The 13,294-nt window shown below is 71.4% G+C and carries 12 protein-coding genes; 7 read left to right on the forward strand and 5 right to left on the reverse strand.

All coding sequences use genetic code 11. The features are described 5' to 3' along the window. Positions 1 to 85: 85 nt before the first annotated feature. The 4 genes from AB0M46_RS18235 (at position 86) to AB0M46_RS18250 (ending at position 5,335) form a co-directional block, all read left to right on the forward strand. Entirely contained in the window at positions 86 to 1,621 is a 1,536-nt protein-coding gene (locus AB0M46_RS18235; RefSeq protein WP_363337319.1) for a cobyric acid synthase, read from the forward strand. Positions 1,622 to 1,742: 121 nt separating this feature from the next. Next, positions 1,743 to 2,417 carry a hypothetical protein gene (locus AB0M46_RS18240; RefSeq protein ID WP_363337321.1) on the forward strand — a complete coding sequence of 225 codons (675 nt, stop codon included), beginning with the start codon at positions 1,743 to 1,745 and terminating at the stop codon, positions 2,415 to 2,417. Then, positions 2,414 to 3,499, forward strand: a complete 1,086-nt coding sequence (locus AB0M46_RS18245; protein WP_363337322.1) for a M48 family metallopeptidase — start codon at positions 2,414 to 2,416, stop codon at positions 3,497 to 3,499. The genes AB0M46_RS18240 and AB0M46_RS18245 overlap by 4 nt, the downstream gene beginning before the upstream one ends. A gap of 480 nt (positions 3,500 to 3,979) precedes the next feature. Further along, positions 3,980 to 5,335, forward strand: coding sequence for a dipeptidase (locus tag AB0M46_RS18250; protein WP_363337323.1), 1,356 nt, complete (start codon positions 3,980 to 3,982; stop codon positions 5,333 to 5,335). Positions 5,336 to 5,398: 63 nt separating this feature from the next. Here the strand turns inward: AB0M46_RS18250 and AB0M46_RS18255 are convergent, their stop codons facing one another. Genes AB0M46_RS18255 through AB0M46_RS18265 form a run of 3 tightly spaced genes read right to left on the reverse strand, consistent with a single transcriptional unit; the run spans position 5,399 to position 8,639 of the window. Next, complete coding sequence (locus AB0M46_RS18255) at positions 5,399 to 5,851, reverse strand: response regulator (protein WP_363337325.1); 453 nt, start codon at positions 5,849 to 5,851, stop codon at positions 5,399 to 5,401. After that, complete coding sequence (locus tag AB0M46_RS18260) at positions 5,848 to 7,446, reverse strand: ATP-binding protein (RefSeq protein WP_363337327.1); 1,599 nt, start codon at positions 7,444 to 7,446, stop codon at positions 5,848 to 5,850. Before AB0M46_RS18260 ends, AB0M46_RS18255 begins: the two co-directional genes overlap by 4 nt. Beyond that, a complete protein-coding gene (locus AB0M46_RS18265) occupies positions 7,443 to 8,639 on the reverse strand; it encodes a fused response regulator/phosphatase (RefSeq protein ID WP_363337329.1) in 1,197 nt (398 codons plus the stop codon). Before AB0M46_RS18265 ends, AB0M46_RS18260 begins: the two co-directional genes overlap by 4 nt. 225 nt (positions 8,640 to 8,864) lie before the next feature. Here AB0M46_RS18265 and AB0M46_RS18270 point away from each other — a divergent pair, with 225 nt between their 5' ends. The 3 genes from AB0M46_RS18270 to AB0M46_RS18280 all read left to right on the forward strand — a co-directional run bounded on the left by AB0M46_RS18270 (position 8,865) and on the right by AB0M46_RS18280 (position 11,579). Next, the gene (locus AB0M46_RS18270; protein ID WP_363337331.1) at positions 8,865 to 10,436 is read left to right on the forward strand and encodes a Na+/H+ antiporter; all 1,572 of its coding nucleotides are present in this window, start codon (positions 8,865 to 8,867) and stop codon (positions 10,434 to 10,436) included. Then, positions 10,433 to 10,690, forward strand: a complete 258-nt coding sequence (locus AB0M46_RS18275) for a UBP-type zinc finger domain-containing protein (protein WP_363337333.1) — start codon at positions 10,433 to 10,435, stop codon at positions 10,688 to 10,690. The genes AB0M46_RS18270 and AB0M46_RS18275 overlap by 4 nt, the downstream gene beginning before the upstream one ends. A 157-nt stretch (positions 10,691 to 10,847) precedes the next feature. Next, the gene (locus AB0M46_RS18280; RefSeq protein ID WP_363337425.1) at positions 10,848 to 11,579 is read left to right on the forward strand and encodes a DedA family protein; all 732 of its coding nucleotides are present in this window, start codon (positions 10,848 to 10,850) and stop codon (positions 11,577 to 11,579) included. Between the two features lie 247 nt (positions 11,580 to 11,826). Here AB0M46_RS18280 and AB0M46_RS18285 read toward each other — a convergent pair whose 3' ends face one another. Further along, entirely contained in the window at positions 11,827 to 12,111 is a 285-nt protein-coding gene (locus tag AB0M46_RS18285) for a YiaA/YiaB family inner membrane protein (protein ID WP_363337334.1), read from the reverse strand. A gap of 47 nt (positions 12,112 to 12,158) precedes the next feature. After that, a complete protein-coding gene (locus tag AB0M46_RS18290; RefSeq protein WP_363337335.1) occupies positions 12,159 to 13,097 on the reverse strand; it encodes an AAA family ATPase in 939 nt (312 codons plus the stop codon). Between the last annotated feature and the right edge of the window lie 197 nt (positions 13,098 to 13,294).

Below are 13,294 nucleotides of genomic sequence, written 5' to 3' on the forward strand. Positions count from 1 at the left end.
CGATTGAGTTGCGGAGGGTAGCGCTGCAAGCACGTTTCGGGGTCGGCCGAAATTCGTGTCGTACCCCCGCGGCAAAATGGGCGGCGTGAGAGGCAAGGGTGGTCTGCTCGTCGCGGGAACCACGTCGGATGCGGGCAAGAGTCTGCTGACGGCGGGCATCTGCCGGTGGCTGCACCGGCAAGGAGTCAACGTCGCGCCGTTCAAGGCGCAGAACATGTCGAACAACTCGGCCGTCGCGATCGAGCCGGACGGCACCGGGGGCGAGATCGGGCGCGCGCAGGCGCTGCAGGCGGTCGCATGCGGGCTGGCGCCGAGCGTTCGCTTCAACCCGGTGCTGCTGAAGCCGGGCTCGGACCGCCGCAGCCAGGTCATCGTCCTCGGGCAGGCGGTCGGGCACATCGGCGCGGCGAACTACGCCGAGATCAAGGACCGGCTCCGGGCGACGGTGCTGGACACACTCGAGGAGCTGCGGCGCCGTCACGACGTGGTGATCTGCGAGGGGGCGGGCAGCCCGGCGGAGATCAACCTGCGGGCGATGGACCTGGCCAACATGGGGCTGGCGCGGGCCGCCGACCTTCCGGTGATCGTGGTGGGGGACATTGACCGGGGCGGGGTGTTCGCGGCGCTGTTCGGCACGGTGGCGCTGCTCGACGCCGAGGACCAGGCGCTGGTCAGCGGGTTCGTCATCAACAAGTTCCGGGGCGACGCGGGGCTGCTGCGGCCGGGGGTGGATTCGCTCACCCAGCTGACGGGGAGGCCCACGTTCGGGGTGCTGCCGTGGTCGTACGACCTGTGGCTGGACGCCGAGGACTCGCTCGCCTACGACGGGCGGGTGCTGGGGCGGCCGGCGCCGGCGCGGGGCAGTCAATGGCTGCGGGTGGCCGTGATCCGGCTGCCGCGGCTGTCCAACGCCACCGACGCCGAGGCACTCGCGTGTGAGCCGGGCGTGCAGGTCCGGCTGACGGTGGAGCCCGCCGACCTGGCCGACGTCGACCTCGTGGTGGTGCCCGGCAGCAAGTCCACCGTGGACGACCTCGGGTGGTTGCGCGAGCGCGGCCTGGCCGACGCGATCGTCCGGCACGCCAAGGCGGGGCGGCCGCTGCTGGGGATCTGCGGCGGGTTCCAGATGCTGGCCGAGCGCATCGACGACGAGGTGGAGAGCGGGCGCGGGACGGTCTCGGGGCTGGGGTTGCTGCCGGTGGACATCGCGTTCGCGGCGCGCAAGACGCTGGCCCTGCCGAAGGGGACGGCGTTCGACGGGGTGCCCGTCCAGGGCTACGAGATCCATCACGGCCAGGTCGTCCGCGGCGCCGAACGGCCGCTGATCAGGCTGCCGGACGGGACCGGGGAGGGCGCGATCGCGGGCAACGTGTTCGGCACACACTGGCACGGGGCCTTCGAGTCGGACCGGTTCCGGCGGGCGTTCCTGACCGAGGCGGCCCGGCTCGCCGGGCGCACGGGCTTCGAGGTGGCGCCGGACACCTCGTTCGCGGCCCTGCGGGAGCGGACCGTCGACGTGCTCGGCGACCTGGTGGAGGAGCACCTCGATACCGACGCCCTGTGGCGGCTCATCGAGGGGGGCGCTCCGGAAGGGCTGCCGACGATCACGGTCGGGAGATGATGAAGATGATGAGCCATTCGTACTGCGGGTGAGTTCGGCGACGCCGATCGACCCGCGGGGTACGACGTGGGCCGGGACGGTCGCCGTGCAGCGATGGTGCACGTATAGAGACGGGGGCACGGTGCAAGGGACATATCGGGAGCTCGCAGAGCTGGTGCTGGCGCGGCCGGCGCGACTGGGCGCCGTGCGGCTCGTCGGGATCGACGGGCGGGCCGGTTCGGGGAAGACGACGTTCGCCCGGCGGCTGGCGGCGGAGCTGGGCGCGCGCCGGCGGGTGGCCGTGCTGCACACGGACGACTACCTCGACGGGTGGTCGAAGCTGCTCATCTGGCAGCAGCGGCTGCGGGAGTGGGTGTTCGAGCCGTTCCGGCGCGGGGAGGCGGGGGCATATCGGCGGTACGACTGGGCGCGGGAACGACTCGGAGACGAGTGGACGAGCATCGAGCCGCCGGACGTGCTGGTCGTCGAGGGCGTGGGCAGCGCCTCGGTGGGGATGCGGCCCGACCTGACGCTCAGCGTGCTGGTCCACGCGCCTCGTGAGCTGCGGTTGCGGCGCGGGGTCGGGCGGGACGGCGAGGCGCTGCGCGAGGAGTGGATGCGCTGGATGGCGTCCGAGGACGGGCACTTCGCCGAGGACAGGACCCCTGCCGCCGTCGATGTGCTGGTGGACGGGGATCCGGCGGAGCCGCATGACCCGGAAATTGAGTACGTCATCGGCCCGAGCGGGTGGACGGCCGGAGCGACACTGGAGGACGATCCGGAGAAGGGCCCGGACGGGGAGGAGCGGAGCGGATGAGCACCGACGAGGCGCAGAGCGGGAATTCTCCGGTGCGGCGGCGGGTCGTGCTGACGGGGATTAGTTCGCGGGCCTGGGAGCATCCGGCCGACCGGGGAGCACTGGTCGCGCTGCGGGAGCTGCGCGGCTTCGACGACGTGCTGAAGTCGCTGCACGCGCTGTGGAACGAGCGCGCCTGGCGGCTGCAGTTCCTCGGCAACGCGATTCGCGTCGACCACCGGCAGTACCCGCGGGTCCATCGGCTGCTGGCGGAGGTCGGCGCCTCGCTGGACGTGGCCGAGCTGCCCGAGCTGTTCGTGCAGCAGGACCGGTCGATCAACGGCATGTGCATCGGCATGTCGAAGCCGTTCATCGTGGTCAACTCCGGAGCCGTGGAGCTGCTCGACGACGAGGAGCTGCGGTGCCTGCTCGGGCACGAGCTCGGGCACCTGATCAGCGGGCACGCGGTGTACCGGACGATGGTCATGATCCTGACCGACTGGGCGGTGCGGCTGGCCTGGCTGCCGGTCGGCTCGATAGTCCTGCGGGCGATCGTCGCGGCGCTGATGGAGTGGTGGCGCAAGGCCGAGCTGTCGGCGGACCGGGCCGGGCTGCTCGCATGCCAGGACCCGGCGGCGTCGCTGCGGCTCGCGATGAAGCTGGCCGGCGGCGGTGACCTGTCCGAGGTCGACACCACCGCGTTCCTGGAGCAGGCGGCCGAGTTCGACCGGGCCGGGGACCTGCGCGACAGCCTGATCAAGATCCGGATGGTGACGGCCCGCTCGCACCCGATGCCCGTGGCGCGGGCGGCCGAGGTGCGGGCCTGGATCGACAGCGGGGAGTATCAGCGGATCCTCTCCGGCGACTACCCGCGGCGCGACGACGACGGCAACGCGTCGGTGAGCGAGGAGATCAAGGCGGCGGCGGCCTCGTACCGGGAGGCGTTCAGCCGGTCGCAGGACCCGCTGGTGTCGCTGCTGCGCAAGCTCGGCGACGGCGCCGTGGACGTCGGGGGCTGGGTCGGCGCCGGGGCCGGTCGCATGCGCGGCTGGATGCGCGGCAACGGATCGGAGGGAGAGGAAGGCCGTACCGCGGAGTCGTAGGAGCCGGCCGGCCTCAGGGAACCGGGACTACGGGCCCATCGCTGGGCCCGCCCGGTAACCCCGGCTGTGGGCCCGCCCAGTAGCCCGGCTGTGGGGGCGCGCCCGGGCGCCGGCGACGCCCGCCGGGTCCGCGCGCGGTTGGGCGATTGTCGTTGGGTGACCCGGGAACGGGCGACCCAGAGCAAGTGACTCGAAAGCGGACGACTGGAAAACAGGCAACCGAAACGGGCGACCTGGACGCGGGCAATTTCGAGAGCGGCGATATGAGAGTGGGCAGTTTGGAGCGCGGGCGATCCGGGAGCTGGTAATTCCGAGGGCGGGTAAACCCCGGGAGCGGGCGATCTGTGAGTGGGTGACCCGAGAATGGGTGACCCGGGGGCGGGTGGACCGGGGCGAAGGGGTGGCGGGGGCTTGTCGCTCGTTGCGGCCGGAAATGGGGCGGACGGTATGTTCGGGGAGCCTGCGCAGTAAGTTCTGCGTATGACAGTGCGAACCGAGGAAGAACTCCGTGCCGCGATCCGGCGGGAGATGCCGGGCGTGCGTGCGGATCTGGAACGGCTGGTGCAGATCCCGGGGATTGCGTTTGCCGGGTTTGATCACAGTCACGTGGAGCGGTCGGCCGAGGCCGTGGCGGAGCTGCTGCGCGGGGCTGGGGTGCCGGACGTGCGGATCGTGCGTCAGGGTGGGCAGCCCGCGGTTATCGGGCGTCGGCCCGCGCCGCCCGGGGCGCCTACCGTGCTGTTGTACGCGCATCATGACGTACAGCCGGTGGGGGATCTTCAGCAGTGGCTGAGTGACCCCTTCGTGGCCGTCGAGCGGGACGGGCGGCTGTACGGGCGTGGCGTGGCCGATGACAAGGCCGGGGTCATGGCGCACATCGCGGCGCTGCGGGCCTTCGGGGACGACCTGCCGGTCGGGGTGGTCGTGTTCATCGAGGGCGAAGAGGAGTACGGGTCGGAGTCGCTCGAGGATCTGCTGCGGGAGTACCGCGACGATCTCGCGGCCGACGTCATCGTCATCGCGGACTCCGGGAACTGGGACATCGGGCAGCCGGCGCTCACCACCGGACTGCGCGGGATCGTGAACGGGTTCGTCGAGGTGCGGGTGCTGGAGCAGGCCGTGCACAGCGGGATGTTCGGCGGGGCGGTCCCCGATGCGCTGATCACGCTCTCGCGGCTCATTGCCAGCCTGCACGACGACAACGGGGACGTTGCCGTGGAGGGGCTGCTCCGCACGCCCTCGGCGCCGCTGGACTATCCCGAGGAGCGGTTCCGGGAAGAGGCCGGGATGCTCGACGGGGTGCAGTTCATCGGCAGCGGGCGGCTGGTCGAGCGGCTGTGGACGCGGCCCGCGATCTCGATTCTCGGCATCGACGCGCCCCCGACGTCCGGGGCGCCCAATGCGCTGGTGCCGGCGGCGAAGGCGAAGTTCAGCGTGCGGATCGCGCCCGGGGACTCGGCGCAGCAGGTGTACGACGCGCTGGTGGAGCACCTGAACCGGCACGCGCCCTGGGGGGCCAAGGTGACCATCGAGCTCGAGCAGCTCGGGGAGCCCTGTCAGATCGATGCCACCGGGCCGGCGTACGAGGCGGCGCGGGAGGCCTTCACGGCGGCCTGGAACGGTGCCGTTCCGGTGGACATGGGCATCGGCGGTTCGATTCCCTTCATCGCCACGTTCCAGGACCTGTTCCCGAAGGCGGCGATTCTCGTCACCGGGGTCGAGGACCCGGAGACCGGGGCGCACGGGCCGAACGAGAGCCTGCACCTCGGCGAGTTCGAGCGGGTGTGCACGGCCGAGGCGCTGCTGCTGGCGAAGGTCGCCCAGCTGCCCGCGTAGCGGCGGTCTGCGGCGCTCAATCGTGATGAGACGGATAGATCCGGAGACCAGCGGTGTCCGGATCTATCCGCGCGGCGGCAGCTTGACGACGCTCACGAAGAACTCGTCGATCTGGCGTACCACGGCGATGAAGCTGTCGAAGTCGACCGGCTTGGTCACGTAGGCGTTCGCGTGCAGCGAGTAGCTGCGCAGGATGTCCTCGTCCGCCTGCGAGGTGGTCAGCACCACCACCGGGATTCGGCGCAGGTTCTGGTCCTCCTTGATGACCTGCAGCACCTCCCGGCCGTCCACCCGCGGCAGGTTGAGGTCCAGCAGGATGAGGTCCGGCCGGGTGGCGTCGGCGAACCGGCCCTCGCGCCGCAGGTAGGCCAGGGCCTCCTCGCCGTCCTGCACCACGTTGAGCTTGTTGCGGACCTTGTGCTCCTCGAACGCCTCCTGCGTCATGAGGACATCGCCCGGGTCGTCTTCGACGAGCAGCACCTCGATCGGCAGGGATGCTTCCACGGGTGCGCTCATGAAGCGGACTCCTCTGACACGACGGCTGGAACAGGGGGCGTGACAACAACGGGGGGCGTAAAAATGGGGAGCGTAAACCGGAACAGCGTACCCTCGCGCTGCGCGGGGTCGATCCAGATCCGGCCGCCATGGTATTCGACGATCTTCTTTGCGATGGCCAGGCCTATGCCGGTGCCCGGGTACGTCTCCTTGGCGTGGAGCCGCTGGAAGATCACGAAGACCTTGTCCGCGAACTCGGGCTCGATGCCGATGCCGTTGTCCTCGACGGTGACCTCGACCTCGTCGGTGTCCGTGCGGTGACTGTCGATGACGATCCGCGGGGGGACGTCGGGGCGGCGGAACTTGATGGCGTTGCCGATGAGGTTGCCGAAGAGGGCGCCGAGGAGGGGTTCCTCGCCGCGCACGGCCGGGAGGTCGGTGAAGATGATCTCGGCGCCGGTGGCCTCGCGCTGGGCGTCGAACTGGGCGGCGGCGTCGAGGACCACCTTGTTGAGGTCGACCTCGGTGAAGCCGTTGGTCAGCCGGCCGATGCGGGAGAACGCGAGCAGGTCGTTGATGAGCCGCTGCATGCGCTGGGCCCCGTCGACGGCGAAGCCGATGTACTGGTCCGCGCGGTCGTCGAGCTGCCCGGAGTACCGCCGCTGCAGGAGCTGGCAGAAACTGGCGACCTTGCGAAGCGGCTCCTGCAGGTCGTGGCTGGCCACGTAGGCGAACTGCTCGAGGTCCCGGTTGGAGCGGGTCAGCTCCGCCGCCTGCTGCTCGAGCATCCGGTTGGCCTCCTCCACCTGGCGGCGGGCCTCCTGGACGTCGGTGAGCTCGGCGTTGATCCGGCGGCGCATGGTGTCGACGTCGCCGGCGAGGTCGGCCAGCTCCGGCGGGCCGAGGCTGTGGATCTCGTGGTCGTAGTCGCCCGCCGCCACCCGCCGCACCTCGGCCGCCAGGCTGGTCACCGGCCGGGTGACGAGGCGGCGCATGAGCAGCGCGAGCATCGCGCCGGCCACCACCACGACCACGGCGGCGAAGACCAGCAGGAGGATGAGCACGTTGCCGGTCTGGCGCACTTCGCTGGCGACCACGTCCCGGCGGACGATGATCTGCTGCGACAGGCGGTTGATGCGGTTGACGGCTTCGGTGTAGACGGCGCGCGAGCTGTCCGTGGGCGCGGCCAGCTCCGGGTCCACGCCGCTGGATCGCGTCTGCTGGATCAGCGGTTCCGTGATCTGGCTGCGGTACGCCGCCGTGCCCGCCGCCACCTGCCGCAATGCCTCGGCGAGGGCCGGGTCGTCCCCGACGAGCCGCTGGGTCTCCGCCAGGATCTGCGCCTCCTGCGCCTGGCTGTCGCGGTAGCCATCGAGGTCGGACTCCTTGCCGGTCAACGCGTACGTCCGGACGCTGGACTGCTGGCGCAACAGCTGGGAGTACAGCCGCTCGGCATTGACGACGGCCGGCGTGAAGCGGTCCATCACCTGGTTGGTGTCGGTGCGGTTGGCCGCGGCGGTGATCGTGGCGCTCACCGCGATGAGGCCGAGCAGACCGGCGACGATCGCGCACAGCGCGATGATGCGCCGCCACAGCGACCAGGGGGCTGGGGTCATGACGTCCTCGACGGGGTCAGCAGGAGCACGGCGATGTCGTCGGGCACCGGGCCGCCGTTGTGCGCCTCGGCCTGCAGCGCCAGCCAGCCGGGCAGGTCCCGCGCCGCGGTCCGGTGGGGCTCCTGCAGCACCCGGCACAGCCCGTCGATGCCGAGGCGCTCGCCGGCCCGGGCGTCGGGGCCGGCCGCGCCCTCGATGAGCCCGTCGGTGTACAGCAGCAGCGCCCAGTCGTCGTTGGTGCCCAGCCTGATCTCGGCCGCCGGTCGCGGCATGCCTGGCACGACGCCCAGCACCAGCCCGGGGTCGACGATGCACGGCTCGGCCCGGCCGCCGCGGATCAGGATCGGCGGCGGGTGCCCGGCCAGGCGGATGCGGGCGGTGCCGGCGGCCAGGTCGACGGTGGCCACCGCGACGGTCGCGAAGAGCTCGTCGGTGCGCCGCTCGGCGACGAGCACCTGCTCCAGGGAGTCCAGCACCTGCTCCTCGGGCACGCCGGCCAGCACCAGGGCCCGCCAGGCCACCCGCAGGGCCACGCCCAGCGGCGCCTCGTCCACGCCGTGGCCGCACACGTCGCCGATGAGCAGGTGCAGGCGGGCGCCGTCGACCCCGATGGCATCGAAGAAGTCCCCGCCGAGCAGGGCGCGGTCGCGGCCGGGCCGGTAGATGGAGTACAGCTCGGCGGCCACGTCGCGCATCAGCGGCTGGGGGAGCAGGCCGCGCTCCAGGCGGGCCGACTCGGCCTGGCGCAGCTCGGACTCGCGCAGCAGGCGGGCCTGCTCGTCGGCGCGCTTGCGCTCGACCGCGTACCGCACCGCGCGCGACAGCCCGGCCCCGTCCACGGTGCCCTTGACCAGGTAGTCCTGCGCGCCCTCGGCGACCGCGGCGGTGCCCAGGTGCTCGTCCTCCAGCCCGGTGAGCACGCAGACGGCGGCGCCGGCCACGTGCTGCAGCACCTGGCGCAGGCCGTCCAGGCCGCTGGCGTCGGGCAGGCCCAGGTCGAGCAGGATGCAGTGCACGTCGCGGAAGTACGGCCGGGCCTCCCGCATCGTCTGCGCGATGTCCACGTCGAAGGGGGCGTCGGCCTCCGCGAGCAGCTCGCGGACCAGGAACGCGTCGCCCGGATCGTCCTCGACCAGCAGCACGCGGATCCGCTCGCCGGCGAACGGTCCGATCCGTCGGCTGCGAAGATCCATGGTCGTGCTGATATCAGCCATGCCTAGACCCGCCCATGGGGCCCAGGTATTTGCCGTGCGGCATACATGAGGACGATCCTCCCCTACCTGACGGCGCTGTGCATGTGCGGGTTGCAGTCTTTCAGGCTCGGCCCGGCTTTCGCACGTGCCGGTCGCCCGGGGGCGGACCGGCCGGCCGCCAGCAGGCCCCGCGCGCACGAAACAATGCGTGGATAAGCTTCGCGCGTGCACGGGCTTGATAACGTCGTCGGACTGATCGCGGTCGTGGTCGCCACCTCGGTGGCCGCCCGCCGCATCGGTGTGCTGTCGCCGATCCTGCTGGTCGTCGTCGGCATCGTCGTCTCGTTCGTGCCGGGGCTGCTGGAGATCGAGCTCGACCCCGAGGTGGTGCTCACCGGCATCCTGCCGCCGATCCTCTACGTCGCGGCGCTGGAGACCTCGGTGCCCGCGTTCAAGTTCAACCTGCGCCCGATCCTGCTCCTGGCGGTCGGGCTGGTGCTGTTCACCACGGCGGCCGTGGGGTTCACGCTGCATGCGCTGCTCCCGGCGGTACCGCTGGCCGCCTGCCTCGCGTTGGGCGCGGTCGTCGCCCCGCCCGACGCGGTGGCGGCCACGGCGGTCGCCCGCCGCATCGGCCTGCCGCGCCGCGTGGTCACCGTGCTGGAGGGCGAGAGCCTCATCAACGACGCGAGCGCCCTGGTCACGCTCCGGGTCGCGGTGGCCGCGGCGGTCGGCGAGGCGGTCGACGGCTGGTCGATCGCCAGCCAGGCGTCGATCGCGGTCGTCGGCGGGGTCGCCTTCGGCGTGGCCGGCGGCCTGCTCATCGGCTTCGTGCACAAACGGATCAGCAGCCCGCTCATCGACAACGCCGTGTCCTTGCTCACGCCATGGGTGGTGTTCCTGCCGGCCGAGGCGGTGCACGCCTCCGGGGTCGTCGCGGTCGTGGTCTGCGGCCTGTCGCTCGGGCACCGGATGCCGACCCTGATGTCCGCCGGCTCCCGGCTGCAGATGGACGCCTTCTGGCGGATGGTGAAGTTCCTGCTCGAGGGCGTCGTCTTCCTCCTGGTGGGCCTGCAGCTGCGCAGCCTCGTCGCGAACGTGGAGCGCTCGTTCGCGTTCACCATGGGCGCCCTGGCCGCCGTGGTCGGCGTGGTGATCGTGGCGCGGATCGCGTGGCTGTTCCCGACGACGTACCTCACCCGGCTCATCCCGCGCGTCCGCCGCCGCGACCCATCCCCGCCGCTGGCTGCCCCGGCGGTGATCTCGTGGGCCGGCATGCGAGGCGCGGTCACCCTGGCCGCCGCGCTCTCGCTGCCCGTGCGCCTCGCCGACGACGAGTCGTATCCGCGAGGTCTCTTCGTGATCCTGGCATTCGGGGTCATTGTGGCCACGTTGGTACTGCAGGGGGCCACCCTCCCCACCGTCGCCCGCTGGCTGAAGGTCCCGCCGGACGACGAGAAGGAGGACGCGCTGGCCGAGGCCTCGGTGCAGCACGAGGCGTCCCGGGCCGGCAAGGAGCGCCTGGAGGAGATGGCCGGAGACGCCCCCGAGGGCGTGGTCGAGCGGCTGCGGCAGGTGGCGCAGAGCCGCTCCAACCTGGCGTGGGAGCGGCTGGGCCGGGCGGACCGGGAAACGCCGTCCGCCGCCTACGCCCGGCTGCGCCGCGAGATGCTGAATGCCGAGCGTGAGGTGTTCCGCACGGCGCGCGACACCGGGCGCATCCCGGAGGAGACGCTGCGGCAGGCGCAGCGCGACATGGACCTGGAAGAGTCACTGCTCGAGCGGGGGGATCTGTGACCTGCACGCATCTGGAGTCGGCCGAGAAGCTGGAGCCGCCGGTGGTGGAAGGCTGCCCGGAGTGCCTGGAGGGCGGGTTCACCGACTGGGTACACCTGCGGCAGTGCCTGACCTGCGGCCACGTGGCCTGTTGCGACTCGTCGCCGCGCCGGCACGCCACGCAACACTTCCTGGTGACCCACCATCCGGTGATGCAGTCGATCGAACCGGGTGAGGTCTGGCGTTGGTGTTACTTCCACGAGATCGTCGGGTGACCTTCGCCTGCTAACCCCTGCGTTTCTCAGGCATTTCGGGGGAGATGCGGGACACAATCGTGGCGAGTTGGGCATGCGATCCGGTGCGACCGTGTTGCCATGGTCGGCGGGGAAAGCCGTTTCGCAGGGTTGGGGGCTGGACCATGGTGTGTCCGAGATGGTGAGCGAGGTGCTGGACCTGGTGTCCGCGCCCGCTGTGCTCTATGCCACGGTGCTCGTGCTGCTCACCATCGACGCCTTCATCCCGGTCGTCCCCGCGCAGGCCCTCATGATCGGCGGCGGCATCCTCTCCGCCTCGGGTCACGCCCAACTGCTCCTTCTCGTGCTCTCGGGCGTCGCCGGTGTGGTCGCCGGCGACCTGCTCGCGTTCCTCGTCGGCCGGCGGCTCGCCCGCCGCAACCGGGCCCAGCGGACGCTGCCCCGCCGGGCCGCGAAGGTGGCCGCCAAGCTCAACGAGGCGATGCAGCGGCACATCTTCCTGGCCGTGCTGTTCTGCCGGTTCGTGCCGGCCGGGCGGATGATCACCGCGGTGTATGCGGGCCGCAACGGCATCTCGACCCGCCGCTTCGCCACCTACGACGTGCTCGCGGCGACGCTGTGGGCCTCCTACGGGGCGCTGCTGGGCCACTTCGGCGGCGAGGCGATCGCCGACTCGGCCTGGCTTCCGCTGGCCCTGATCGGCGCCGGAGCGCTGCTCTTCGTGGCCGGGGCGCCCCTGCTCGGGCTGGCGAAGAAGCGCCGGCCCGCCCGGATCGGCCGGCGCAGCGCCATGGAGACCCTCGCCGCGGCCGAGCCCCTGGCCGCGATCGAGGTCATGGTCGCGGCCGAGGCGGTGGCCGCCGCCGAGCACGTCGTCGTGCAGGTCAACGGCCTGTCAGCCGCCCAGTAAGCGCCGCCGCCAGGAGGCCGCCCAGCAAGAACCGCCGGCAAGAACGCGCGGCAGGAGGCGGCCCACTTCACGCCCGACGGGCCGACGCGGCGAGCGACACCCTGCAAGAACCGCCGGCAAGAACGCCCGGCAGGAGGCGACCCGGTGTGAACCGCCCGGCGAGAACCGCTAGGCAAGAGGCGGCCCGGCGAGGGGTCGCCCGGCAGGAGGCGGCCAGGTAGGAGGCCGGAGGCCGCCCGGCAGGAGGCTAGCCCCGGAAGGGGTCGTGCTCGGTCAGGATGCGGTCCAGGCGGGCCTGGTCGACGCGCTGCACGACCGTCGCCGACTCCTGCTGGTCGCGGATGACCTTGGCCAGTGTGAACGCCGACGTCACGGTGTAGAGCAGGCCCAGCCCCAGGAACGCCCGCATCCAGGCGTCGACGGGCAGGTAGGCGATGCCCGCCCCGACGCCGACGATGGAGATGCCGAACGACAGGGCGGACTGGATGAAGAAGGCCCCGGTGGTCTTCTGCTGCGGCACGGGTGCGGTCATGAGAAGAGTCTCGGGCGGCCGGGGCCCGGCCGCCTGAGTACCGCTACTCACTGCTGACCGGCGTGCACCTCAGACGGGCTGTGTAGCTCGGTGTGGTGGACCCGCTCCCACGCCTCGATCACCTCGGGCGTCACGTGGGCCCGGAAGTAGTCGTTGGCGCTGAGCCGGTTGGTGACCGGCTCCTCGCTCTCCGCGAGCAACAGGCCCGGGACGAGGTGCAGGCCGTTCTGCACGGCCGCGCTCAGCCGGCGGTGGCCGTCGATCACGTAGTAGTCCTGGCCGCTGTGGCCGATGGCGAGCGGCTCCAGGTCCGCGGGGCCGGCCCCGGCCAACTCCTGGGCGAGCGTCTCGTCGGCGTAGTCGATCGTGCGGGTCGGGTAGATGCGCATCGGGTCGAGCAGCAGCAGCGGCGCCCGCTCGCGCAGGATCTCGGCCCCGAGGCGGCCCTCGAAGGCGGCCTGGACGGCGTCGACCACCTGGGTCGGGTTGGCCCGGGTGCTGTCGGCGACGAGGTCGTAGTTGCGCAGCCGATACTTGTCCGCGCCGTAGCGGGTCAGGAACCGCATCCGCTCGCTCTCGCTGCGGCTGTGCAGGTTCTTCCTCGCCTCCTCCAGCGAGGCGTAGTTCTCCACCTCGCTGTGCGGGCGGCCCAGCACCCGGCGGGCGGCCTCGTTCGGCTCGGTGATGAGGTGGACCTTGAAGGCCTCGTGGAAGAAGAACCAGGCCAGGCGGCTGTCGACGATGAGCTGCTCGCCGGAGCTCGCGATCTCGCTCTGCAGGTTGTCCACCGCGCTGTCGATCGCGTCGTCGAGCTCAGCGTGCAGATTCAGCTGCAGAGCGGTCATGCCGCGGCGCTGGGCCATCTCCCGATACATGTCGCCGACGCTGATGCGGCGCAGGCCGAGCCGGCTCGCCAGCTCGACGGAGACCGTTGACTTGCCGCTGCCGAGATCCCCGTTGATGACGACGGACCGGTGATTGGTCATGCGCAACTCTCCAGGTAGTGGGCGTCGCGAGCCTAACACGCGCGTGTTGCGGGCCGATCCGGCCGCCAACCGGCCGTGCGCCGCCTCCGATCGGCTGCGCAGCAAGGTGCAGCACGGTAAGGATCGGCTGCGCAGCACGGTAATCGGAGTGAAACATCAAGGTGGCAGCATCCGCCTTCACCGTCCCCCGATGAGGT

The organism is Dactylosporangium sp. NPDC051485, assembly GCF_040682015.1.
Lineage (GTDB): Bacteria > Actinomycetota > Actinomycetes > Mycobacteriales > Micromonosporaceae > Dactylosporangium.

What these genes read in the sequence shown, in the direction of transcription:
- AB0M46_RS18245 (WP_363337322.1), top strand. Translation starts at nt 2,414, where the DNA reads ATGAGCACCGACGAGGCGCAGAGCGGGAATTCTCCGGTGCGGCGGCGG.
- AB0M46_RS18250 (WP_363337323.1), top strand. Translation starts at nt 3,980, where the DNA reads ATGACAGTGCGAACCGAGGAAGAACTCCGTGCCGCGATCCGGCGGGAG.
- AB0M46_RS18255 (WP_363337325.1), bottom strand. Translation starts at nt 5,851, where the DNA reads ATGAGCGCACCCGTGGAAGCATCCCTGCCGATCGAGGTGCTGCTCGTC.
- AB0M46_RS18260 (WP_363337327.1), bottom strand. Translation starts at nt 7,446, where the DNA reads ATGACCCCAGCCCCCTGGTCGCTGTGGCGGCGCATCATCGCGCTGTGC.
- AB0M46_RS18265 (WP_363337329.1), bottom strand. Translation starts at nt 8,639, where the DNA reads ATGGATCTTCGCAGCCGACGGATCGGACCGTTCGCCGGCGAGCGGATC.
- AB0M46_RS18280 (WP_363337425.1), top strand. Translation starts at nt 10,848, where the DNA reads ATGGTGAGCGAGGTGCTGGACCTGGTGTCCGCGCCCGCTGTGCTCTAT.
- AB0M46_RS18285 (WP_363337334.1), bottom strand. Translation starts at nt 12,111, where the DNA reads ATGACCGCACCCGTGCCGCAGCAGAAGACCACCGGGGCCTTCTTCATC.
- AB0M46_RS18290 (WP_363337335.1), bottom strand. Translation starts at nt 13,097, where the DNA reads ATGACCAATCACCGGTCCGTCGTCATCAACGGGGATCTCGGCAGCGGC.